The organism is Nostoc spongiaeforme FACHB-130, from assembly GCF_014698475.1.
Classification (GTDB): Bacteria; Cyanobacteriota; Cyanobacteriia; order Cyanobacteriales; family Nostocaceae; genus Nostoc_B; species Nostoc_B spongiaeforme.
Genome location: NZ_JACJTB010000067.1, coordinates 1 through 23,212, shown reverse-complemented (window position 1 = coordinate 23,212; position 23,212 = coordinate 1). Strand labels below are relative to the sequence as shown.

General features: G+C 41.3%; 22 protein-coding genes and 1 pseudogene. 5 read left to right on the top strand and 18 right to left on the bottom strand.

The features are described from left to right. The first annotated feature begins 9 nt into the window (after positions 1–9). The gene (locus H6G74_RS28780; protein ID WP_190970992.1) at positions 10–2,880 is read left to right on the top strand and encodes a DEAD/DEAH box helicase; all 2,871 of its coding nucleotides are present in this window, start codon (positions 10–12) and stop codon (positions 2,878–2,880) included. Between the two features lie 13 nt (positions 2,881–2,893). Here H6G74_RS28780 and H6G74_RS31870 read toward each other — a convergent pair. The 4 genes and pseudogenes from H6G74_RS31870 to H6G74_RS28765 all read right to left on the bottom strand — a co-directional run. Next, positions 2,894–3,031, bottom strand: a pseudogene (locus H6G74_RS31870) (ParA family protein); the annotation flags it as partial. A gap of 95 nt (positions 3,032–3,126) precedes the next feature. Beyond that, positions 3,127–3,861 carry a hypothetical protein gene (locus H6G74_RS28775; protein WP_190970991.1) on the bottom strand — a complete coding sequence of 245 codons (735 nt, stop codon included), beginning with the start codon at positions 3,859–3,861 and terminating at the stop codon, positions 3,127–3,129. 1,483 nt (positions 3,862–5,344) lie between these two features. Then, complete coding sequence (locus tag H6G74_RS28770; RefSeq protein WP_190970990.1) at positions 5,345–5,809, bottom strand: hypothetical protein; 465 nt, start codon at positions 5,807–5,809, stop codon at positions 5,345–5,347. Between the two features lie 211 nt (positions 5,810–6,020). After that, positions 6,021–6,344, bottom strand: a complete 324-nt coding sequence (locus H6G74_RS28765) for a hypothetical protein (RefSeq protein ID WP_190970989.1) — start codon at positions 6,342–6,344, stop codon at positions 6,021–6,023. A 433-nt stretch (positions 6,345–6,777) separates the two neighbouring features. Between H6G74_RS28765 and H6G74_RS28760 the strand changes: the two genes are divergently transcribed. Then, on the top strand, positions 6,778–7,761 hold the full coding sequence (locus tag H6G74_RS28760) for a hypothetical protein (RefSeq protein ID WP_190970988.1): 984 nt from the start codon (positions 6,778–6,780) through the stop codon (positions 7,759–7,761). Positions 7,762–7,905: 144 nt separating this feature from the next. Here H6G74_RS28760 and H6G74_RS28755 read toward each other — a convergent pair whose 3' ends face one another. The 14 genes from H6G74_RS28755 to H6G74_RS28690 all read right to left on the bottom strand — a co-directional run bounded on the left by H6G74_RS28755 (position 7,906) and on the right by H6G74_RS28690 (position 19,243). Beyond that, positions 7,906–8,154, bottom strand: a complete 249-nt coding sequence (locus H6G74_RS28755; RefSeq protein ID WP_190970987.1) for a tyrosine-type recombinase/integrase — start codon at positions 8,152–8,154, stop codon at positions 7,906–7,908. 14 nt (positions 8,155–8,168) lie between these two features. Beyond that, the gene (locus tag H6G74_RS28750; RefSeq protein ID WP_190970986.1) at positions 8,169–8,738 is read right to left on the bottom strand and encodes a tyrosine-type recombinase/integrase; all 570 of its coding nucleotides are present in this window, start codon (positions 8,736–8,738) and stop codon (positions 8,169–8,171) included. Between the two features lie 489 nt (positions 8,739–9,227). Next, entirely contained in the window at positions 9,228–10,298 is a 1,071-nt protein-coding gene (locus H6G74_RS28745) for a PstS family phosphate ABC transporter substrate-binding protein (protein ID WP_190970985.1), read from the bottom strand. Positions 10,299–10,301: 3 nt separating this feature from the next. Next, positions 10,302–11,570 (bottom strand): serine/threonine-protein kinase, encoded by a 1,269-nt coding sequence (locus H6G74_RS28740; RefSeq protein WP_190970984.1) that lies wholly within the window; start codon positions 11,568–11,570, stop codon positions 10,302–10,304. 24 nt (positions 11,571–11,594) lie between these two features. After that, positions 11,595–12,317, bottom strand: coding sequence for a winged helix-turn-helix domain-containing protein (locus H6G74_RS28735; protein ID WP_190970983.1), 723 nt, complete (start codon positions 12,315–12,317; stop codon positions 11,595–11,597). 752 nt (positions 12,318–13,069) lie between these two features. Next, positions 13,070–13,291, bottom strand: a complete 222-nt coding sequence (locus H6G74_RS28730; RefSeq protein ID WP_190970982.1) for a hypothetical protein — start codon at positions 13,289–13,291, stop codon at positions 13,070–13,072. A 614-nt stretch (positions 13,292–13,905) separates the two neighbouring features. Next, complete coding sequence (locus H6G74_RS28725) at positions 13,906–15,720, bottom strand: ATP-binding protein (protein WP_190970981.1); 1,815 nt, start codon at positions 15,718–15,720, stop codon at positions 13,906–13,908. After that, the gene (locus tag H6G74_RS28720; RefSeq protein ID WP_190970980.1) at positions 15,717–16,250 is read right to left on the bottom strand and encodes a hypothetical protein; all 534 of its coding nucleotides are present in this window, start codon (positions 16,248–16,250) and stop codon (positions 15,717–15,719) included. Before H6G74_RS28720 ends, H6G74_RS28725 begins: the two co-directional genes overlap by 4 nt. 26 nt (positions 16,251–16,276) lie before the next feature. Next, positions 16,277–16,993 (bottom strand): hypothetical protein, encoded by a 717-nt coding sequence (locus tag H6G74_RS28715; RefSeq protein WP_190970979.1) that lies wholly within the window; start codon positions 16,991–16,993, stop codon positions 16,277–16,279. A gap of 13 nt (positions 16,994–17,006) precedes the next feature. Continuing rightward, positions 17,007–17,309, bottom strand: a complete 303-nt coding sequence (locus H6G74_RS28710) for a hypothetical protein (protein ID WP_190970978.1) — start codon at positions 17,307–17,309, stop codon at positions 17,007–17,009. Positions 17,310–17,404: 95 nt separating this feature from the next. Then, positions 17,405–17,602 (bottom strand): hypothetical protein, encoded by a 198-nt coding sequence (locus tag H6G74_RS28705; protein ID WP_190678091.1) that lies wholly within the window; start codon positions 17,600–17,602, stop codon positions 17,405–17,407. Positions 17,603–17,609: 7 nt separating this feature from the next. Next, complete coding sequence (locus H6G74_RS28700) at positions 17,610–17,876, bottom strand: hypothetical protein (protein ID WP_190970977.1); 267 nt, start codon at positions 17,874–17,876, stop codon at positions 17,610–17,612. Continuing rightward, positions 17,873–18,124: a hypothetical protein gene (locus tag H6G74_RS28695; RefSeq protein WP_190970976.1), complete on the bottom strand. Its 252-nt coding sequence runs from the start codon at positions 18,122–18,124 to the stop codon at positions 17,873–17,875. The genes H6G74_RS28700 and H6G74_RS28695 overlap by 4 nt, the downstream gene beginning before the upstream one ends. Before the next feature lie 3 nt (positions 18,125–18,127). Next, positions 18,128–19,243 (bottom strand): ParM/StbA family protein, encoded by a 1,116-nt coding sequence (locus H6G74_RS28690; protein ID WP_190970975.1) that lies wholly within the window; start codon positions 19,241–19,243, stop codon positions 18,128–18,130. 237 nt (positions 19,244–19,480) lie between these two features. On the opposite strand from H6G74_RS28690, the gene H6G74_RS28685 reads away from it, so the two are divergent. From H6G74_RS28685 to H6G74_RS28675, 3 genes are all read left to right on the top strand, one after another. Further along, positions 19,481–19,669, top strand: a complete 189-nt coding sequence (locus H6G74_RS28685; protein ID WP_190970974.1) for a ribbon-helix-helix domain-containing protein — start codon at positions 19,481–19,483, stop codon at positions 19,667–19,669. Positions 19,670–19,809: 140 nt separating this feature from the next. After that, entirely contained in the window at positions 19,810–20,535 is a 726-nt protein-coding gene (locus H6G74_RS28680) for a hypothetical protein (RefSeq protein WP_190970973.1), read from the top strand. Positions 20,536–20,813: 278 nt separating this feature from the next. Continuing rightward, the coding region (locus H6G74_RS28675) for a PriCT-2 domain-containing protein (RefSeq protein ID WP_190970972.1) at positions 20,814–23,212 on the top strand (2,399 nt) is incomplete at its 3' end.

Below are 23,212 nucleotides of genomic sequence, written 5' to 3'. Positions count from 1 at the left end.
TAAGTCCCTATGCTAGAGTCAGAAAAACTGCTCCAGATAGTAAAAGCTTGGTTAAGCTACATCAGGTTAGAGGAACTGACTCAAGCTGAGGTCGAGCGTTCTTCAGATATCTATTCAAAAGTAGTAGATAAGGGAGTCCAGCTTGTTGGCAACAAGTTACTCCTAGATAACGAAGTATTCACCCAATTCCAGCAACAGCAACAAGCAGCCACTAGAGGTAACAAAAATGATGTTCAGGTGGCTGTCGCCTTCCCACAAATCTATATGATCAACGGCAAGGGCAAAGACCAAAAGCTGAAATACCTGCCTTTGTTCACTATCGATATTTCAACCATTTTAAAAGGGAATTACCGCAAAACTGGCTGGGACTTAACCGAATACGAGTTTCAGCCAGTGATTGTTAATTTAATGCGGCTGTACAAATTAGAGGAAGAACAAGCCGAATCACTGATTGTTGCGTCAGGGATTTTGAAATTCTTAGAAGACACATTTAAAGGAAGATTCCCAACGCTTCGAGACTTTCTAGAACTGGTAGACTTACCAGGAGGAAACTACAAAACATCTCGACAACCTTATTTGCTACGCTGCGACTTTACACCCTATAACGCCCTCCTTAAGCAAGACCTACAAGAAATATTTAAGGAACTACAACAACCTGACTCTAAGGCAGAATGGCTAACTGAAACTCACCCAGCCATGCAGTACCTTTGTGGTCAGCCACAATTACCCAGAGATGAGGTGATATTCTGGGGTGCTTTCCCTTCACACGCACCTGACGAATTTCAAGCGTCCGTCCTCAAACACGCCCAGGAGAACTTATTAACTGCTGTTTGTGGGCCACCGGGGAATGGAAAAACCGAGGTGTTTCTGCACCTCATAGCCCAACAAGTAGCAAATCGAGCGTTACGGCTTGTTCACGGTCTTGATGATGTAAATAATTTAATATTCTTTGTCGGCGCTAATAACAGCACCGTTAAAAAATTCCAACAACGACTGAGTATAAATTCTCCGGCTCAACAGTTTTATCTTTCAGGTGGCAATCAAGCTAATATCCGTAAGGAAACCTTACCCAAACTGCAATCAACCCAAGATTGGCTGCGTCATACTGAATTTAATCAAGATTCCTGGCAACAAGCCAAACTCGAATTGCTGCAAGCAGAAAGTGAAATTCAACAACTCCAAGAGAAAGACCGCTTGAATACTGCTCAAAAAGTTATTGACACTGAACGGCGATCGCAATTGGATGGAGAAATCCAATCACTCAATAACGATATTGCTGCTAAATCTGCCGAGTTTCAAGCCCTAACTGAACAGCTATCAAGTTTGGCTGCTTACGAAAATTTTCCCATTGATGCTTACGAACAAATACAAATTGCGTTATTCCAAGCAGAACGCGAACTGCCAAAAGATTCTGACTCCATCACGAAACGCGCTTTGGATTGGCTCAATGCTACTACTGACAGGCGAATTTTTCAGCGTTTGGCGAATCGGATAAATGCGGCTGTTTTAAACACTTTAGCTACAGCGCATCCCTTTCAAATACCCATTGACCCCTCTAGTTTAGCCACAGCCATCACCAGCATTAACCAAAAAATTGATTTGTCACGGCAATGGCGCAATCTAAACCTGGAAGTAACTGAAATTCAAAACCAAATAGCGGCTTTAACTAACGAATTAGAGTTAAAGCAAACTCAACATCAACAACTCCAAAAACAACTTGATAGTTACCCTCAAGCTGATTTCTTGTGTCGTTTTTACCGGGACTATCACCATTTGCAGCTAGAACTATTTCAACGTGCCTGGGCGTTTCTCTTGCAAGAAGTTCTCCGACGCAAGGATAGCGTTATGAGGGCATTAGAAACTTACGGCAGTGTATTAGCAGGGGATGGAGAGGCATTGCTAAAACTGTCAACTGATAGTGATGCCATCTACCGTGACTTGAGCTTGATTTTCCCAGTCATTACCTCCACCCTCCAATCAATGCGTAATATGTTGCCGATTCTTCAGCCTAATATCATCAAGCTGGCACTGGTGGATGAAGCGGGGACAACTCTTGTACATCAATTATTTCCCTTGCTAGTGAGATCGCAAAGGGCAGTAGTGGCAGGCGACCCCCAACAAATTGAGCCTATCGTCAATATGAGCGACGATACCATCAAGCAATATTTCAAAACTGCCTTTCTGGATCGGGGCATGAGGAATGAAGAATACTATCGCTATGCGCCCACTGCCAAATACACTGCTACCGCTTATCATCGTGCTGCTGGTGCTAGTGGTACAGAAGGCGACAATGGCAAGGGCATTATTCTGAGAAATCATTACCGTTGCACCCCGTCTATTATTCAGTTTTGCAGCCCCAACTATCCCGGTGGTCTGCAAATTCTTTCTCATGATCACCGGACGGCAGCAGAACCGCATCTATTGGCTTACCATGTCGAGGGAAGCCACATCCATAACACTAATCCAGAAGAAATCAACGCTGTAGAAGCTGTAATTACATCCTTGCTGAAGCAAGGTTACTCTATTAGTTCGGAAGATAACTCAAAGACTATTGGGGTAATGTCGCCGTTTTTGCAGCAAGCTAACGCGCTCAAGTATCGGCTTTCTACCCGTTGGCGAAACTTTTGTTGGGATGATATTGGTACGGTTCATAATTTTCAAGGTGGGGAGAAAGCAGCTATTATCTTTTCTGCTTACCAGTGTCACCAAGAGCATAGTTTTTGGTTCCTCAACCGCAAACCCAATTTACTGAATACAGCCGTTAGTAGGGCAAAGGAATTGTTTATTTTGGTGGGCAATGTCAGAGAACTAGAGTTAGCTGGTGGTGAAACTAAGCGGTTAGTTGAGCATATTCGGCAACATGGGGAAATTCGTATTTAAATCAGCCTTGAAACCCCATGAATTTGGTCAAGGACGCTTGGGGGTCTATGTCGATGAGGAGAATGTGATGTTCTCGCTTTGCTAGGTGGTATCCCAGGTTCTGGCTTAGGCTTCCAGTTAGGGGCGGCGGCGAGTTTGGCGATGCTGTCACCTGTTGGGGAAAATACTGGTAAATATGAACTTCAAAACAAGGTGCTGCTTTCAAAAAAAACCAAGGGGAAGAAGTAGAATTACAATGATTACCATTCACTTAGATAAAGGTTTGAATATATCACCCACCTTGTTAGCGATATATGGTATAAATAGTGCTGCGCTGGATGTTAAATAAGTCCCTAAATTACTCAGGGGTTCCAATGACTGACAATTGAAGAGCCTCCAAACAATGTAAAAGCTTGAAGCAAGAAGCATCCCACTGATAATGATCGAACCAATGAACGCAAGGAGGCGGCTAGAGCTTGCAACTAATTGCGGTTTGGCTTCGGTTGCTTGTTTCAACGCTTCGGTTGCTTGTTTCAACGCTTCGGTTGCTTGTTTTAACGCTTCGGTTGCTTGTTTTAACGCTTCGGTTGCTGGTTCCAACCCTTTGGTTGCTTGTTCCAACCCTTTGGTTGCTTGTTCCAACCCTTTGGTTGCTGTCTCTAAACTACCGATGTTGCTGGCTCCATCTGTATTTTTAGGAACAAATATGGCTACTTCCGAGAGTGCCTCGCTAAGTTTCCAGTCTCCGTTTCTTGTCCATAGGAACGTTAGACCTATACCATAAACAGCACCCAAAATAATACAGACTACCAAAGCTGCCCAGTTATTTGGGCTGCATTCAGATGCCTGGCCAGAGCTGCTTCCATTTGCCCCTGATGCTAGTTGCAAAATTTGAGCTTGTGAAACTTCGGCTGAAACTGTGCCTAACCGCATAGAACCTGCCAAAATAACCACAGCCATAGATATCAAAAGAATCATAGCCATAGACGGTAGCCGTTTCATATTAGAAATCTCATTTTGTTTATTGATTAAAACTGATTCGACTAGTTCGATAATCACAAGTTAATTCCCCCCTATTGATTCGCATACAATTTAAGCGAACCGCATTGTCTTTTCCACATCCCGTGAAAAGTCAGAACCCTATATATAGTAAGAGTTTCCAGACCATCTTGCTGCTTTTTACTTGTATCTCGGCTCAATACCAGATAGAGCAGGAGAAAGTGCCTTTAGGGAAATATTGCACCTTTTGGGGGTAATGAAATGATGATTTTGAGGCTGTATCCACATAGGGCTAAACCTAGTAATCCACTAGCTACATTACATCACGCTTAGGTAACTGAAGCTAAACAACTTTTGGCATCTAAAATTAAGGATTTTTAAGAAAATCACAACTTTTGGAGAAATTTGTGATTTTCTTCAGCTTATCTGATATGGTAAATTTACTGCTCCTGCTAATACCAGCTTAAATGCTGTTCTTAAAATTTGTATGCGTAACATCCATAGAAATAGGAGCTATGCACATTAGTATCTTTTTATGGCTATTGCTATGGAGGCATCGAACCTTAGTAGAAACAGTCAATGATAAGCAGACCACTGAGATTTGCAAACACCGTTCAATTTGTTTGACAGCAAATCTCGTTACTTAGAAAAAGGGCGGAAAGCCTTTTACTGGTACTATAAATTACAAACCATATCTGCTATATTTCTGACTCAGATTGATGGCAAGCTTTCTAAGTATAGGTGGGATCAGCGAGCCTGTCTTTTACCGCTACTTAACTTCCAAAAGCTTTGCCTTACAGATCAAACCCCTATAGGTTATCAGTTAGATCGACGGGGAGTATTGTGTTTTACATAATCATCAGGGAGAGTAGGTATGACAAGATGCGTCAGATCATTCACTTTGCTACTAGCGGCAAGCTTTCTTATTTTTTTTAGTGCATTATTCATCATGCCAAATTCTGCGTTAGCAGACTTAAACGATTGCACTCCGCAGATATCGTCCCTTTCATCTTTTGTTAGGGCTACAAGGCTAAATTGGAATGGAGAGGAAGTAGAGAAATTGCAGTTCTTCCTCAGATTCAGGACTGGAGGAGGACAAAGTTTAATTGTTTGGGTTCAACCTGCTTACTGTCTTAGAAATCCAACTACCGGACAAGTAATCGATGTTTGGAGAGGAGAGACTTGCGCTAATGGGGTAGGTTGTGAGAAATATAACAATCCTAACGATTGGTAGATTTTAAGTCTTCAAGGGGCGACAAGCGAGCTAAAGAGCTTGCTGTATAAGCTTCATAATTGTACACTTTCTGAGACGGGGTTTAGCCAAGAATCTTACCTGGCAAGAGTTATAGGGTGATAGCGTCAAAACTCACTTTTCATAATCCCCCTTTTCGAGGGTTTATCCCAAAAACCCCAAATCCGGTTCTGAGGGGGCGGGATTATAGCGATATAGTCCATTGCGAAGCATTAGCTTCTATTGAAAAATAAACTAAAGTTCATCATGCTCTTTTCCCCAAGTATAAATAAAAACATCTTCTTGCAGAAGCTTAATCTCGTTGAAAGGAGAACCTAAATCTCTAATAAAAACTCGTTTTCTAAAGAAAACCGAAAATTGAGATGCTTCTGATCGAAAGTTGGCGTTATGGTCACTACTTGGGTCATATAGATAAATCACTCCTCTATCAGGATTTAAAACTCTGCACATCTCTCTGGCAGTTCCACGACTAATTGGAGAACCCATTAGCGTAATATAGTTATATTCCCTGTCATTTATTGGAAATTTTGGATTTTCATAATCATCAACTGATATAAGGTTAGGTATAGATTTTCCCCTATCTATACCATTAGAAATTCTTTGATTTTTATGATTTAAATTCGTAGCGTCAGTAAATCCAGTAACGTTACCATCTGCATAAATACGACCTTCACCCCATACATCAAGTAAATAGCCCATTATAATTGTAAATCCTTTTTATTTGTAATTGCGATAGCAAAAATAAGGTTTTTAGACGATTTTCGGCTCGAAAAACAATTTTACTTTTGTAAACCTTCTGTAGCAAGGCTTTCAGACTTAAAATGGCGGCTGGTGACAAGCTCACTATTTTTACGTCATCAGTAAAGTCTGAATATGGTTGTTGGCTTGAGGGTATAATAATTACTGAAAATCACCTAACTTCATAGTTGATTTCATATCTCCCGCCATCACCATTTCCATGTCCAGTATGTGTTCCTAGTGTGTACTCATTAGCTGTTACTGAACCTAATAGATCATCTGGACTTATATCATCGTATTCCCATAATTCAACAGTTACATCGCCACGAATATCTTCAGAATAATTTATGTCAAGTCTTTGACCTTGCTTTATATTTTCATAATTACCATCAGGCCAAACCTTCTTCCCATTAATTTTTAAGTAAATCTCATCTTCAGAACCGCTTGATTCACTACGTTGATTACAAATAACATAATTAATGAATAACCTGGGCATATAAAACCTTCTTATTTAATTCACCTTTCTATTATATGTGGTTATGTAGCAAGAGCAGAGTTTTATTATTCGAGGCTTTCCCAGAGTAGGTAGAAAAAATTAATATTTAATATCTAGTTAAATTCTTTAATAGTACGGGATTCAAGAAGAACAAAACATATTTTGGTAGTAGTGCATAGTAATGATAAAATTAGGTAGTGTCGGGGTGAACGGCTTGAGCAATACTTCGAGTCGGCGTAAATAGAAGGTTCGTGTCACCAGGTGCAGCCTTGTAAAGTTTTGTAAAAATGACCGATTTTTGAGGGGTAATTGATAAGAAATACAAATGAGAACTTTGCCTAGTTTGTCTCCTTTTAGGTAGTCATGCCTGTGCTAGTCAATTCGAGTGTGGGACTTGCTTATCTGAACGATGCCAACTGGGGTCGAAGGGAAAGTGACAACAATCAAATCTGACATATTTGGCTTTTTCCAACTGAAAGTTTCACTTATCCCGCCTGCTATACGGTACATTCAGCAAATCAATCGCCCGTTTTTTCGCCGCTTCCCCCCGGCGATCATACCAGCACTGCATCTTTCGTCTCCTCTAACAAACAATCCAGCCGCCGCAGGACAAACATCGGCAGAATCACATCCCGGTACTTACCCCGCACATATACATCCCGCAGACAATATGGACGAAGAGTTAAAATTGCGGATTGCATCTTTTTTTGATTTTTGGAGACAACGACACGCATTCATCAGTAAGTTAAACTTTATCGAACAAAGGTACGAAGGCAACGTGTTGCTGTGGGGTTCTCTTGACGCTCTTTCCAATTTGTGGGCAGAGAGTATCGGCAAGAAAGATTGCAGCAATAGTGGTAAACGGATTATTTTTGATGCGTTTCTAGCACGTTACGGTGGTGAGTTATTCCAGCTTGTTTCACTACCAGACGTGTGGAGCAAAGTGGATCGAGGAGATACCTGCATAAACCAAAAGAAAGGAGTGAAACTGCCTGAGAATGTATCTACATTCTTAAGCACAATTGGAGAACGTCGTACCCCTGAATTTATTGAACAATACCAAACTCGCTGCACTTCGCAGGATTTGAGTCTGGGTGCGATAATGAACAAGACTCTAGCGAATTGCCCTGAAACAAATCGTACTGAGCTTGAGCAATGGTTAACTTTGTCCCGATACGGTGCAATCGCTTACAAGGAAATGCGAAATGCCTACATCCATGAAGGAAGACCAGGAAAGAGAACACATGACTTTAAGTTATACGGGTGGGCAGAGAGACCGACATACCGTAGCTCGGTGTATGGTACGCCCCCAATAATGGGTTTTAGTGTTGAATTTATGTTGGGTGTGTTCAAACGGTGCATAGAAAAGTTTGAAGCTGAAGCACTAGCGTTGCAAGTAGACCCAGCGCCAGATTAATAAGGATTTTTTTTTGGTTGCTTTGGTCTGATTTACCGCCCTCTTGAGCGATCGCTTTTACTGCGACTCAGGGACAATAACTGCTTGAAGAAATGTCGTCATAATCAACTTTTAAAACTTCTTCTAACAGGTGTGGCAACCACTTCAATCCAACCCATCCATCAATAGCTCAGACATTTCCAGTTGATCACGATTGCGGTTGTCGTCGTAAATCTGGAGCGTATTTAGTTTGGCGTGTCTACTAAGTTTTTGGGCTTTGCGGACATTGCCATCAGTTTTCTCAAGTACAGCAGTGATGGCACTGTGGCGGCAACGGTGCGGTGACATAGTTTTTTCAACACCAGCCCGTTTAAATAATCTTTTAACTATTTTAAAGATGTTGGTATAGCTCATTTTTTATTCATTCTTCAAAAATCCAAAGCAGAGATAGCGTTTTGCTTCTGCTTCTCAGTTACCCCCAGATATCGCTCCAAAGCTGCCAAAGTCCGATGCCCTGATATCTCTTGGATGTGCCGCAATGGTATCCCCGCATCGCTCATCCTAGTTAACGCCGTCCTCCGAAAGCTGTGGGTACTAACGCCCTCAATCCCCAACCGCACACAAGTATCTCTGAGGATTTTGTCAGCACTCACCTTGTGGATATGTCCCAACCCATGCCGCCCAGGAAACAAGAACTCCTTGCGGCGGTTAGGGTTGTACTCTTCCAAATACTGCTTGAGCTTCGGATGCACTCGAATTTCCCTGGTGTCTCGCTTCCCCTTGGTGTTAACACTCCGTAACACCAACACCCCCCTCACACCATTGCTTCCAAACACGTCATTTACCGCCAACGTGCAAGCTTCATTGATCCGACAGGCAGCATAAAGGCACACGCCAAATAAAGCGCGATCGCGTGGGTTGACAAAGCCCTCGTTAAATAGGAGATTGATTTGATCAGGGATAAGGATTTCTGCCCTACCGAACCGGTTTATTTTCATAGGGTCTAGCCTACATGATCTAAGAGCAGGAAGACAATGTAACTGCCCGAAAAGCCTATTCTCTCGTCAGCGATGACACACCCTTAACCCAGACTTATCATTCAGCCCGACACCATGAACGCTACAAGCCGCATTCTTTCGTAGGCTGATTAAACTTGCTTATGGAGAGCAGCGCGATGACCATTTACAGGTATGATCCGCACCAATAGGATTCGCTGATGTTGTGGCTGGCATGAGTTGTCTATACTCGCTTCTACACCCCTGGTTGATCAATTGTTGCTATCAAAACCGATATCATTTTCCTCAAGCGACTCGATACCGAAATCACTTTACATCTTCGCTCTCGTCACGCGCCAGGGCATTCTGCTGAAACTGTGATATCGCTATAGGGAAGGATAAAAGCCTTAAAATTCTTAATTCTTACGGTACATAAAATGGTCTTTTCGTACTACTCAGAGAATATTTCAATAAAGTTTAAGTGACTAAGCTTTAATTATTAATAGGTAAAAATCCTTTTTTTCGTATCCACGTTTGACCCTCGCAACTCCTAAGCATATTAACATAAGCTTCACCCAATTCCTTCTTAATCGGATCATCCGTTTTAATGACTACTAATAATTCTCTAGATAATTCTTCTGGATAAGATTTATTTTTAATATCTTTTTCATTGACAGTTTCGCATTTTGTATTATCGCAAGGAGAAACAGGAGCAGAGGGATCATCTTTAGCAATAGGGAGAATAACTATTCCGCTCTGGTTGATAAGTTCCGATGTTGTCGCAAAACTTATAGCACCCGGTATTTTAGCAATATTCCTTATGGCGACTGACGTTATTAAATTTTCCTTTTTTGAACTAACTAATTTTACTTTTTTACCAAAATCTTGGCCGTTTAGTACCTTCTCTTTAAAAGAGTCAACTGTACCACTTCCATCAGAACGTTTATAAGGAATAATTTCCTGGTCTTTTAAATCTTCTTTGATATCTTTCCAATTCGTAATCCTTCCTGTGAAAATCTCTCGCACCTGATCTAGAGTTAAACTCTGCAAGCCTTGTTGGAGTAATGTTGGGTTGACATAAATGGCAATAATATCAATAGCAACTGATTCCAATACTAGTTTTAAGTTTTTTTGTTTCATTTCGTCAATTTCCTTTTGGTTAAAAGGTCTTGAAGAATGAGCAAAGGTGAGTTCACGTTCATCTTGAATCAGCCATTTTATACCAGTACCAGAACCAGGAGACTCGCCATACCTTGCTGGATCAACGTACTCTAGTCTAAATTTTTTAGGTTGACTGTTCAAGATAGCTGCCAACACATCTATTTCGTTCAACGGTGCAAAACTTGTAGACCCAGAGAAGCGTACTCTTGAATATTGCTGAGAGACCGTTACATCTTTAAATGATTCAGGACTACATTTTGTTCCTTGATTTGGTGAAGGAAAAATTGTTTGATTTGCACTTGGTATTTTATGTAGTCTAGGTACAAATAATAGTGCCAGCATGAATAAGGCTAGACAGATATATAAAAGCAGTTTTCTCTTCCTATTAATATTAGAAAACATAAATTATTCCCGAATAAATTGAAGAAAAGCCATTATGCCAAAAGATAAAATAGTGCTGAATATAAGACCCTTATAATAAATTTCTTCTTTCATAACTATATAAATAAATAAACTTGGAATTATACTACTAATAATTAAAAACATTAATGTTTCTGGTTTCTTAATATTGAATTGAGCAATCACTAGTAACGCTATACTTAACATTAAAAGAAATCCAGATTGTTTTTGAAAATTAAAAATTATGCTCCACAACGCAGATCCCATTAAGGAAGCTCTGCCCAATAATAACTCTAGATTTTCCGATACATTGTTAGAGTCATCTTTAATTTGATTTGTTTCAATGGGTGGAAGTAAATTAAGCCATTCAGCTATTGATTTAGGACGCTCGTTCCACTTTAATTTCATTCCTTTTTCAATAGCTTCCTTGGTTTTTTTACTTATACTATTATTCTTGCTGAGTTTTGGAATAAAAGTATCTTTTTTCTCTCTTATAGAAAAATGACTTGGTACATCTTTAGTCAGTAAGTAATAGAATGTTGCAGCTAAAGCATAAACGTCATTAAATGAACCTTTTATCGCAGGATATTCTCTTTCCTGCTCAGGTGGGGTAAATCCTTTGGAATAAGCTTTGGAAATTGTTTTGCTGTTATCCTGAGAAAAGTGACGAGAAATTCCCATATCAATTAAAATCACTTGAGAGCTATTTCTTTTAAGGATAATGTTTTTAGGCGCTACATCTCGATGCACTATTCCCAGACTATGAATTTTTTCTAATGCTTCTCCAATTTGCCGAATGTAATTTAAAGCATTTCTTTCAGTAAGCGGTTGATCTTGTTTTTCTAGCCAATCCTTAAGGTTTTTACCATCGATATATTCCATTACAATACACCAACCATTATGGGTCTTTTTTAAGTCTATGAATTCTACAATATTACTATGAAAACATTTTTGTAAATTATTAGCCTCCTTAACAAATTCTTCTTCAACATTGTCATAGTTAATTCCGTTGACTTCTTGCCATTCTTCTTCTAATTGCAATTTGCTTTTGAGAAACTTGAGTGCAACATACTGTTGATTTTCTTCGTTAAGAGCTTTGTAGACTTTACCAAAACCTCCACTTCCCAATTCCTCTTGAATAGTGTACGGTTTAAAATTTAACTTCTGGTATTGCTGTAAGTCACTATCCCCAGCTTCATAGCTCTGAATCTCTTTATCTATTCCTTGCTTAATTTTATCCTCTGGCAGAGAATAGCTATCTTGCTCTTTATTCATATAATACTTAGTGGTTTTTGAAAATTAAGCCTGCATTTTTATCATCAACATATAGCCTCTTCCTTGTTTATCTTTCAAGAGAAACTCAGGCTTACTAAGGTTGAACTCTATTTTCCGACGCACTCTATGGACAAGATGATTAACTTCATTTTTACCGTGATTAATCTCATCGCCCCATATTGCTAGTATCAGTTCAGTATAGGTACAAACAACAGGTTGATTATTATCTGCATTACGTCTTGCCATATAATCAACAAGCGCACATTCTTGTATAGTTAAGGGAATCTCTGTTCGCTTCCTTCTATATAACTTGACAAGATTCTTTTGACTTAGACTGTACTCTAAATGAGTAATCTGAAATTGTGGAATTGAATTAGTTTTATACTTGATAAATCGTAGTTTCCACATACAAACTTCACTACAGTCCGACACCATACCAGGTATCAGGATAATGTCTTCATTTTCTAAAACTAATGGGCCTGACTTACGTAAATCTATTTCTATATTATTCGTAACTCTATACAGGTAAGTACCATTAGTACTTGGCTTATCATCAATTATCAACCAGTCATTAGCTTGACGCTTCAAGACACAATGCCTCTCTCGTGTGATGGTTTTATAAGGGTTTGGTAACACTATGTCACCTTTTTCTCCTGCAAAAACCACCTGGTCTTTATCTAAGGGAATAAATTCTAAAGTTTTCTCATTAATTCCAAGTGGGGGATAAACTTGAAGTGATGAAGTCATTAATACCTCTTATTAAAGAAAAATCTGAACTACATATACTGGGATGGTAAGTTTCATTTTGAAATGATTTTCAGCAATTTTGGCATCGGTTATGTATACATACTCTTTTTTATTCTAAGTTATTATGCGGAATAAAAATGAAGCAAAGTTGAGCCAAACGTAGCTTAAGCATCAATAACGACTCTCCCTACGGTCTCCTGATTTAATCTGCTTTGCTCTGATGATTTTTCTGTGCTTTTTCAAATTTAAAAAAATTTTGTCTTTAAGTAAATTGAAATATTATTTAAAATTTGTTGACAAACCGTTGTTGTACTCTTTTTTAAAGAATAATAAAAAACTATATAAAAATCGGGTGTGATTTGAATAGATAGCGTTTAGCGCATGTCCTGGTCGTAAGCCGTAACTTGACCTTAATTCCACTCCACAGCAAAAAGCTGATGCTGGGTTTCTTCTAAACCAATGAAAACAATGTGGGGGGTGTTAAAAATTTTAGAGCAAATGGCATACCTCTATTTATCACTTTTGGCTCGAATTAGTCTTGGAAGATGGTGCAGAGTATTGATACTACTCTGCACCAAGTAAGTGAGGGTAAACAGCCACTCACTGGTGCTTAGAAAAGCAAGCGGCTAAGATGCTTGCTGGGTAACGCTTCCAGCATCATAATTTATGGATGTCCAGAAATTTTAGTTCGGCATCTACGACAAACCCCGATAACTCAAAAAGTCACTTTTACGGCGACCAGCATCAAGCAGTTATTTATGATCTATTAGCTTCTTCATCATTTCGATCATTGAAGTTTGTGCTGGTTTCGACTTGAACTGAAACACTGGGGTGGTGACTTCAATATTCAGGCTTCCCCAACAATTCAGCAGCAAGCTTATCGCAATCAGTTGCGCTTTGTAGTTAGGTTGCAACAGCTTATTTTTTGGTTTTAATAAGCTAGAATAGGGTTGTAGATTAATTTTATTTTCCATGTAATATCCTCTTTGGACGTAAAGTAAGGGTTTTGCAGGAAAAACATTCACAAAATACCGTATGTACCAGTTGGCTCTGGTGCATCCCATATTTTGATAACAGCGCGAAGTACTTGAGTCTTCGCGCTTGTTTTGCTGTGAAATATTTTTCTATCTTTTTTATAGTACACAAGATTGAGCAATTTTACCGAACATTTTGATTGATTATTTGACTTTTTATCAATCAAGGAGTGTCTCTTAGAAACTCCAAATTGCACTGAGGAAATATTGACGAAATATTGACGAAATATTGACGAAATATTGATTAAATTCTAGCGAAGGTAGCAAGCAACAATGTTGCAGCCTTAAATGCAACATTGTTGTAGCCTTGAATTGAAAAAGACAGTTTGTTATTGCTATTTCAACTGCTGTTTGTATTGCAATTTCAACAATTTTATTGCTGTTTGTTATATCAGATGATTTACTGATGCCAGGTTTCCCTAACGGTGATTTTGTAGGACAGATCGCGGTAGACTTTCGGTAAAAAAATTTTTATGGTAAGTCTGTCTACTGTCTGATGGCTGTCTAGATGTCCCTCGTTGCTGTCCCTTGCTGCATAAGGATTCTGTCTACTTCTATGCGTTATGTCCGTGTGTCCGATTTTCAGTGATTTCAATGGTATTTACATCTAGCCAGACGGCCAGACTATTCTCAACTAACTCATTAAACAGTCGCTTCAATTCCTCCGAACTGAACCGTTGACCCTTTACCTTAAAGTTGGGCTGTACCTCCTGTATGACTGCCGATGTTCTTCCGGTGCGCTGGAGGAATTGCAGCAACGATTGGGCTAGTGGTGTTAGGGATTGCGTAGGGCTTATTTCTGCCTGATTACCAAGATTAAATTCCAGTTCATAAATGCGTTCTAAAGTGGCTTTATCTATGGGTGGAATTGGAGTAGATTCTAATGTTGCAGCGTCACTAAAATCAGATATTTTAGCGGTCATAGTCGGCAGAATAACATCAAGCCACTCGTTAGAACTGTCGAGTTTTACCTTAGCTCTACCCGTAGATTTTGGCTGTAGTGTAATCGGGTCAACAAGAGCTAAACATTCAACTTGAAGCATTTTAGAAACGAGATTATACAAGCCCTTAATTCCAAATAAACAGGTCTGGGTATTGTTGTGAGCAACCACAGTTAAAGGCATCTCTTGTTTGCGGCTTTTGGTCAGTCCCAGTTTCCCGAATTTTGACAACAATTCCTCATCCTTGATAAAGTCGCCGTATGTGGTTGCTTCTTCACAAATTAGGGCTGTTGCTTTACCTTCACTCCAAAGTTTCTGCCGCCATTGCGACTCACTTAAGGATGAATTATTAAAGGTTTTTAAACGTTCTTCTAGTTCTTGAACATAATCGCGGATTTGTTGTTCGATATCCGACCATGAGTGATAACTTTCAACTCCTCGCCATTCACTACGGTTCGAGTCGGGGTCAAGGACAATCACACGGTAGCCAGCCTGTTTTTTCTGTTTAACGACATAACGAGCCAGCCAAGATTTACCGCCGCCCTGGTTGCCCCATATCAGGGCAGTTTGTTTGATGAGGTTTTGCACCCATGCGGTTTTATTGGACTGTGGTGCGATTACTCCAGGCTCAGAGCCAGTAACCTTGTCGCTAGGGTCAATCGTCCCCTGTAAAGTCTGGCTACCTTGCAAGTACGGCGTTTTCATCTCACGCAACTGCTTAATGTACTCTGCCTTCTGTTGTTCGGTCATCCCCGCCGTTTGCGCTTCAAAAATAGCGTCAGTTGCTTCTATCTGAGTTACTTCAATTTCAGTGTGGGCGTAAATCTCCGCTTTTTGAATGTCAACAGTACGGTCATTGGCGATTAAATCTAAGTCAGCCTGCAACTCCACTTCTTTGATAGCAATGTCTCTGTAACTGTCTAACAACTCGCTCCGTGCTGCCATCTCTGCTCTTGCTGCATCTCGTTTTTGGGCAATGTCAACAAAAACTGCCCTCTGTTTCTCCTCGGACTGGCAGTGGCGCAGCATCCACCCAGCCAGCGCAAACCCCAAAAATGCAGCTGTAGCAAATATTGGTTTGTTTGGATTACTTGCCCTGACTAGCCCGTTGATTCCCATCGCTGGATCTCTCACAATCTGGGGGGGCATTCCGTCTAACTGCCATTGTTCCCAGTAGTAAGGGGTCATGCGGAAAGGTCGGTTATTCAAGTCATTGCAAGTCAATGTTTTTTTCGGGGTTTTAATGCAGAAGTAAATGCGATCGCTGGTCGTCCCAAGCCATGCTAGTGCAGCTGAGGCAAGACCGACAGTTAAACTCAGCCCAATTGCAACGGCTTTCCTATCCATTGACAACTGCCCAAACCACTTCATCAAACCCGATTGTTGGGACTCTTCTAACTGTTGATGTTTCTCGCTTAAGTAATTCATTTACTCTTACCACCACCAAACAGAAAAATCATTAATATCGCTATAAATATGGCCACTCCTGCACCGTGAAACCAACTTGATTCTTCAGCAGTTTTTGGCTGATAAATCGACTCAATAGAAGCCTTAGCTGTAGCTGTAGAAGTTCGAGCTTCTAACCACTCACTAATCGGTTCACTGAGCGCACACAATAGGGCTAATGATGCACTGCAACCAGTCATTAAATTGGTGACGAAATTGTTGAATCCTTCACCTGTTGCAGTGGCAGTAAAATACAGGTGTGCAGTGCCTACCGCTAAGAACATTCCAACTGGGTGAACTTGCAACAGATGAAAGGTGAAAATTACTGCACTGTTTAGACAACCGCCAGCGACAATTTCACAAGCATTACCAGCACGTCTAAGTGTTCTAGCTTTGTTATTTTCTGGTAATGGTTGCGGTTGGGATGGTTGCTGTTTTTGTGTAGGTGTCAGCCCTTCATACAAAAAAGGGCTGACGCTATGAGGATCTTCATTTCGTTTCCTTTCTAGCATCAGCCTGTGTCCTCTCAACTAATTAGTTATCTGTCGCCTAACTTCTGCCAAAGATTTCCTAACATTGCACCCCAACCTCTCACGGTTCCGGTTGCAGAAACACTTGATGTTGGTGCTGAATTTTGGGCTTGAAATGGTATTACTGACTGCGGTGAAGAGTTCGGCTCTAATGCCCTAGTCCCATACCTTGCACGGGCTAAAAGTTGTTGGCGTTTTTCTCTCAATCCTGTGGTGATTGCTTGCCGTTGGGCTTGCACGGTTTGTCTATTTTCTATGTTGCTGATTTTGTTCTCATGTCTCCACAATTCTGCTTGTAAATCGTAGTGTAATTGGGCTGCAACTTCAGCTAGTCCGTGTTTACGTTTTTGCTCAATTCGCAACAGGTCGGCTCTGTCTTGAGCATCTACGCGGCTTATCTCTGAATCGAACTCAGAATTTAACTTGCGAATCTTGGCGATGGCAGTAGCAACATGAGAGCCATATTGCTTTCTTAATTCTGTCCAAGTTACCTGTCCCTTGGTCAACTTCTCCATCGCCTCAAAAACCACTTTGGCATTGTCCAAAAATGGCTCTAATCTGTCTGATAATTCTTGGGCGTTATTGGCGTAATCTGCAAACTGTTCGAGTTTATTTATATCCGAAAGATACCCCAGAATATCGGACTCAAACCCTCCCCAAGATTGCGCCTTTTCATCAATGTGGCTGGCATGACCAACTACCGGATTACGTATTGCAAAGTCCATTGTGCGGTTCTCCTTAGCGTTGGTATTTGAGTTGATTAATTAATGCTTCCGCCAGTCCCAAGTGTTCGCCTATCGGCGTGTACTGGTACAAATCCTCTTGAAGTTTTTGAATTGTTTGGGCTGATTCTTCTAATAAATATTGCCCTTGTGTAGCAATTTCAGCAGCGATTAAGTTTTCAGTTATCGCTTTTAAAAAATGCAGTTTTTCGATGCGATTAATCCCCTCAAGACAAGAACCATAAGTATCTTGCAACCAGTCTAAATAGGTTCCATCTCCAGGCGTTAGAGCGCAGTAGTATCCAAGCGGTTTCGTCATGATTTACAATCCTTATGTCGTTTATCGTTTTGCGGCGGTAGAGACATTGGTAGGGCGATTGCCATGTTGGTCAGGCAGTGCAATCGCTCTCCCCATCACTGAAAAAAGCCTTCTCTCGAAACGTCCACAGTTGAATCTGCGGCTGTCCATTGCAGTGTGTTGAAAAATTGGCTTACGTCCCCAAGCGTTACGTCACAATCAAAATTCAACCTTTGATACTGTGGATGCTGCCGAATTTGGGTTACTAATTGTTGGGCTTGTGCAATCAATTCTGGTAGCGGTTGAGTGTTCATATTCACCTCAAAAAATTGATAATTGCAGTGATTCTTGGCTGACGACACTTGCATTAGTGGACATCCCTAAAACCTCATAACAGCGATTAGTTAAACTCCTGTGATTCAGCAATAAATCAGCCTTCTTTCTTTGCCCAGCCAGAGGGCGAAAGTGGTATTTAGGATGCTCTCTTGTTCCGGTTTGATAGAGGTACTGATACAGCGTCCGGTCGATTTGGTAAACCTTTGAATTGGTTAGTAGGGTTGAGTCGTAGACTGGATTTAAGTTATTCATGAAGCCACTCCTTTAAACTGAGAAGCCATAGTTGCTAGTCCGGCTTTATTCGGTTGAATTGCTGTTGATGTTGATGGAGAATTTTGAGTTTTTAGAGGGGTCTGTATACCAATACCACCTTGAAAAATCAGCTTTTCTATTGCTGCTGATAGGGCTTGTGTTGGGGCATCCTGGGGGATATCGAACATCTGGCACAATTCAATAACCGCTAAGTACGAGATGGTTATACGCCGAGATTCGTAATTCATTAATTAAGCTCCTGTGGATATTTCGGTTAATAACTTCAGTCCAAAAGCATTGATAAATTGTGGATTTTCTAAAACCACGAATCCTAAGTCAGCCAGATTCTGATCCACTACTGGCAGTGAAACGCCACCGCCCCAAGCAACAAGATATTTCGCTCTATCTAGGTAGTTACCAGATGTGACAAAGTTAGCGAATTTTTCAATGCGATTAGACCACCATTCATCAAGACATTGGGCATATTCAATTTCAAAATTCTTGCCTGTAAGGTGATTACCTCCGTAGGTGAAAGTACCTTCTACAATTCCTCGATTAACCAAACTTGACGAATGTTTTACTTCCTTAGAAATTAGGCTCATTGGGTCGTTTCGTTTGTCGAGAGCTTCGGCAATCATTGAGTGCAGTTGCCCACATCCACCCTCAATCAAATGTTGGTTTATAACTGCGCCATTGCCGTTGAAAACTGTACCTAGCCAAGTTGAGGAACCGATATCAAGGGCGATAGCAATCTCAGATTCTTCAAGGGTTAGGGTTGGTTCTCCAAATAAGCAGTAGGCAATACTGCCGTAGCCTTCGGGATAAATGCCTGTGACTACAATGGAAACTGTTTTGGTGACAATCTCACGATTGACGGGGTGTTTGTGCTGGAAGGTGTGAACTCCTTGCACTCTGCGTTTAATTTCTTCTGCCCAGCGTTGGGGGTTGTGGTTACTTAAGCTAATTTCTAATTTCATTCCATCGGGAATATTTAGAACTGCTAAGTCTGCAAGGATGCTTTCTAAGGCCAGTTCTGCTTTTTTAGCTTTATCTTCGTGCAGTAGGGTGTGGTCGCTTTGTGCGATCGCTGCACTGCCCCAGAAAAATTGCGTGTCTTTTAAATCCAAACGCTTCCCCTCGACATAGCGCACCCATGCACCATCTTTAGAAATGGTTTCGTGATGGCGAATGTTGCGGTTGCGAACTAATGAGTATGCAGATGGCATCGTGACAGAAAAATCACCGTAAATTGCCTTGCCATACCCTGCGCCTGGGTCTTTACCTGCAATTAAGGCAGTTAGCCCGGAATTGGCTAACAAGTCTGCTTGAACTAGCCAATTTGTGGCATTGGCGTATGTGGAAGTCATGGTTCTGATGGTTGGTAAAAGTCTTTATTTGTGGGAATTAAAGCCCATTTTTAACAAAATAGGCTTAAATCTAGTTATCCAGTTATTGGAAAGCCTTAACTCCACTTTCTGGCTTCACTTGCCTTTGTTTTGTGTCGTTTTCTGGCTTATAGTGTTATCATAACACTGTATAACACCAGTGACAAGTAAAAGGTTTAGACTGAGAATAGGGTTATTCCAACACCAGACAGTGTTACGATGCCCACAGGAACTAGACTAAATATTTATTTCACTGATGAAGATGATTTAGCACTCTATGAATTGATATCTGCTGAAGCAAAAACTGAAAAACGCTCTATGAGTCAAATGGTAAAAATTCTTGCTTCCGAAGCGATCGCAGCAAGACATACAAAAGCAAACAAATCAAAAAAACAGGATGAAGATTAGGGCGGCCACTTTCAGTAAAACTTAACCCAAGCAGAATACATAATCAGTAACAATCAACTAGGTAGTTTAGATGCAGATAAATTTGACAATGTAACGGATGAGAGATTAGTCAGCAGCCAAAACAATTTTTGATGTAGCCAATGTTGATCCTAAAAGACCCACCAAGCGATTTTCAACTCCCGCCGCACAATGAAGCGGCGTTAGAGATGCTTAGGGAGGCGAAAGACTATGAATCTACTGTTGCTCTAGCGGCTAGTGGCGCTGCACTGGCTACAGGTGGAGTGGTTCATCCATTAGGCTGGCTACTTTTTGGATTGGCTTACAAGCCGTTGATACGAATTGAAAAACTGACTCGGTTGGAAAAATTAACAGCCCTACTTTTGGATGAATTTAAAAGTGAGGGGATACAAGTCTTTCCAGTGCTTCAGATCGAGGACAAGAACCCTATTGACTTGTTTATTAAGTTTCCACGCAAAACTCACTTATTTATCTCGATTCGCTCAAAAGGAGACAGCGAGATTGTCTACAACGAAAAAAGGGAGCTTTTGCAGGTCAAGCGGAAAAACAAAGGTGGTTTAAGAACCTGGGAACCTTGCCCTCTAGTTGAACTAGCAGATTACAAAAGCTGGCTTGATAAAAATAGAAATTTGTTTGGGATGTCTTCTCGTGAAGCTCAAAAGACACCCACAGCAAAAGTTTTGGTCTTATGGCCTCCCAGCAAGACGGCCGACGATCATAATTCACACCTTTATTCTGAAGTTGGAAGTATGAGAATTCTAGCTCTCAGAAGAAAAGGGACTGCATTCGTAATTCAACAGGAGGAAACAACCGAGTTTATCAAGGCTTGGTTAGCCCAGTACAAATAGACTAAAGGCAGAAAACCTCACGTCCTGCGAGGACAGCGAGGTTTTCCAATGGAATTGGGGTATCTGGTTGTGCCAACCGCCGGATTAATATCCCTAATAGTAATCTTATCAAAGATGATTGGGGTGTTCAGCCATAGTAACACCGTCCACTCACAGACGAACAGTAATTCAGGAATTTTATGTAATTTTGGTCTAATTTTTCTGAAAGTTTGTATTAGGAGATTACTGCGAAAGGATAGCTCCAATTCCTCCACCACACATCAAGGAGGAATTTCTCAATGTCACCATTACAACAATTTCATAACTCGCTTCAGCATCAACAATTAAATAATAAATGCGCTGAAGCATTAGAGGCAGAACAAGAGTTTGTTTTTAGTAATAAAATCAAATTTGCGTATAACTCCACAGGTAAAAACAAAGACTGGGACTTTAAAAAACTTGCGGCCAACTTCCGCGACGAAGAAGGCACTCTAGAAGATGTGCAGCAGCACATTAAAGCAGGTCACGCCATCTGTGCAGGATTATTAGGTAATAAATGGCGGAGTAAGGCCAACGTTATTGGTTCTCATTGGCTACTACTTGACATCGATAATTCTGATGTTGCCCGTGATGAGGGTGGTAAACCAATTAAGGATGCAAACGGCAATTCTATCAAGGTTTACGATCCACAACTAACCATTGAACAAGCCCTAGTCCATCCCTTCATTCAAAAACACTGCGCTTTAATGTACACCACTGCCAGTCACAAACCAGACTGGCATAAATTTCGGTTGATTTTCCCTCTGCCTCAATACGTTGAGGGTGCTGACACAGTAGAAGCTTGTACACGCTTCCTGATGCAGCAGCTACCGCATGACCCTGCCTGTAAAGATGCCAGCCGTGTATTTTATGGCAACACAGAAGCAGAATTTCTCATAGTCAACCCAGATGCCACTTTACCAGATGAGTGGGTAACAGAGGCAATTGCGATCGCCCAAAGGGAAAGGGAAGAATACCAACAACGCATTACTGAAATCGAGTCACGCCGTCAACAGTTTCGGGAGATTTCCGATGTTGAAGGCTGGGACACTGAGCAGCTGATCCAACAAGCACTATCATTTATCCCACCGCGCAGCCTTGGCAGTGGCAATTACGACGAATGCCGAAGCGTGTTGATGGCACTAGTCAATCACTACGGAGCATCTGAAGCTGAAATTATTGCTGAGAAGTGGTCGCCCTCCATCCCAGGGACAACCTGGAACATTCGCGCCAAGATTCGCAGTTTCCGACGCGGGGGAATCTCGATTGGAACGCTGTTTCACATTGCCAAGCAGTATGGGTTTAAATTCCCGCAACGGCAGTATGAACCCTATCAACGCGATCAAGGGCTGATTAGCCGCGAACAATGGGAGCTTGGGCAAGTCCGAGAAGATTTGACCAGTTTCAAAAATTTATTAAAGCAGGCGATCGCCCCATTCGTTACAGCTGCTAAGGGATTTTCCAAACCCGCTTCCCCGGAGCCAGCACCCGAAATTACCGCCCCAGTACGCCAAGTCATTGTCTACAAACGTGGCAATATCCCACACCGGAGCGACGTTACAGGCGATATTTCTATTACTTGTTCCCCAGATGAGCATATTGCCGCCTGGGTGGAAGCGATTTCTAAGGGCTGGACTCAAATTTTAGATAATTCTCACCCCGGTTTAGGCAAGTCGCACAACGCTGGTCAACTCACCGCCGCCCTTTTTGGGATTGAGAAACTCATCTACCAGGATGCCAACCACCGTAACCCCTCAACACTGCCCATTGAGGCTAATTTTGTTGACCTCCCAGTACGGCACAATGGCTTAAAAATCGACCCCACCCGCACAACCCCAATGGGTGAGCCGTTTCAGGTGCGTCCAAAAGTGGGTGAAATTCCTGATACCATCGGCAATTGTCACCGCAGTTATTTATTTGAAGGCTTCCGTGACAAAAACTTTGTCAGTCTAGACTTTGAAGAAAGCTCTATTAGCCCCATCTGTAACGGTTGTCCCCTCCAAAACCAGTGCCGTTTTGCTACAGGTAATGGTTTCGGCTTCCGCTATCTTAAGCGCACTGTGATTCAAAATTATTCTGAAATTCGAGCGCATCCAGATTCTACACCAGTTAGTTTAACTAACGCGGCTGGTCAACCTTTCACAGTGGGTCGCATTTGGGAAGAAGCGGGTACGCTGATTCAACCTGTGCGAGAAATTCAAGTCAAGTTAAAGGATTTTGATACTACTGTGGGGCAACTGGCTACTGGTTTACCTCCTTCTGAATTGTCAAAACTCCAGCCAGTCTTACAGGTTTTGCGAAAACTGCTCACCCAAGATATTCAGCCTGATTCCCGCTATGGTTTTGATGATGCGGCATTAAGGGCAGTGTTACCGGAGTTTCCCCAAGATTTAGATGTTGAAGGGATTCGGCAGATAGTAGAGCCTAATTTAGAATTTCTCGCTGATTTAGATTCTCTCGATATCCAAGCGGATCAACAACTTAAAAAAAGTGCCGCCGCCCGTTTTGCTGCCAAGAAGCTAGTTAAGGAAAGCGCAAAACAAGCTGGTAAGGATTTTCTAGGATTACCGTTGTACTGGTTGCCTGATTTCCTGGAAGCTTGGAAGGGTGAAGGTTACTTGGCTTGTAAATGGGGTGAAATTACTATTTCCCGCCCTAA

Coding starts and splice junctions, on each gene's coding strand:
- H6G74_RS28775 (WP_190970991.1), bottom strand. CDS start 3,861: ATGAAACGGCTACCGTCTATGGCTATGATTCTTTTGATATCTATGGCT.
- H6G74_RS28705 (WP_190678091.1), bottom strand. CDS start 17,602: ATGAACACTCAACCGCTACCAGAATTGATTGCACAAGCCCAACAATTA.
- H6G74_RS28720 (WP_190970980.1), bottom strand. CDS start 16,250: ATGCTAGAAAGGAAACGAAATGAAGATCCTCATAGCGTCAGCCCTTTT.
- H6G74_RS28750 (WP_190970986.1), bottom strand. CDS start 8,738: ATGAAAATAAACCGGTTCGGTAGGGCAGAAATCCTTATCCCTGATCAA.
- H6G74_RS28710 (WP_190970978.1), bottom strand. CDS start 17,309: ATGACGAAACCGCTTGGATACTACTGCGCTCTAACGCCTGGAGATGGA.
- H6G74_RS28685 (WP_190970974.1), top strand. CDS start 19,481: ATGCCCACAGGAACTAGACTAAATATTTATTTCACTGATGAAGATGAT.
- H6G74_RS28700 (WP_190970977.1), bottom strand. CDS start 17,876: ATGAATAACTTAAATCCAGTCTACGACTCAACCCTACTAACCAATTCA.
- H6G74_RS28770 (WP_190970990.1), bottom strand. CDS start 5,809: ATGGGCTATTTACTTGATGTATGGGGTGAAGGTCGTATTTATGCAGAT.
- H6G74_RS28740 (WP_190970984.1), bottom strand. CDS start 11,570: ATGAATAAAGAGCAAGATAGCTATTCTCTGCCAGAGGATAAAATTAAG.
- H6G74_RS28680 (WP_190970973.1), top strand. CDS start 19,810: ATGTTGATCCTAAAAGACCCACCAAGCGATTTTCAACTCCCGCCGCAC.
- H6G74_RS28780 (WP_190970992.1), top strand. CDS start 10: ATGCTAGAGTCAGAAAAACTGCTCCAGATAGTAAAAGCTTGGTTAAGC.
- H6G74_RS28765 (WP_190970989.1), bottom strand. CDS start 6,344: ATGCCCAGGTTATTCATTAATTATGTTATTTGTAATCAACGTAGTGAA.
- H6G74_RS28690 (WP_190970975.1), bottom strand. CDS start 19,243: ATGACTTCCACATACGCCAATGCCACAAATTGGCTAGTTCAAGCAGAC.
- H6G74_RS28725 (WP_190970981.1), bottom strand. CDS start 15,720: ATGAATTACTTAAGCGAGAAACATCAACAGTTAGAAGAGTCCCAACAA.
- H6G74_RS28745 (WP_190970985.1), bottom strand. CDS start 10,298: ATGTTTTCTAATATTAATAGGAAGAGAAAACTGCTTTTATATATCTGT.
- H6G74_RS28715 (WP_190970979.1), bottom strand. CDS start 16,993: ATGGACTTTGCAATACGTAATCCGGTAGTTGGTCATGCCAGCCACATT.
- H6G74_RS28730 (WP_190970982.1), bottom strand. CDS start 13,291: ATGGAAAATAAAATTAATCTACAACCCTATTCTAGCTTATTAAAACCA.
- H6G74_RS28755 (WP_190970987.1), bottom strand. CDS start 8,154: ATGAGCTATACCAACATCTTTAAAATAGTTAAAAGATTATTTAAACGG.
- H6G74_RS28735 (WP_190970983.1), bottom strand. CDS start 12,317: ATGACTTCATCACTTCAAGTTTATCCCCCACTTGGAATTAATGAGAAA.
- H6G74_RS28695 (WP_190970976.1), bottom strand. CDS start 18,124: ATGAATTACGAATCTCGGCGTATAACCATCTCGTACTTAGCGGTTATT.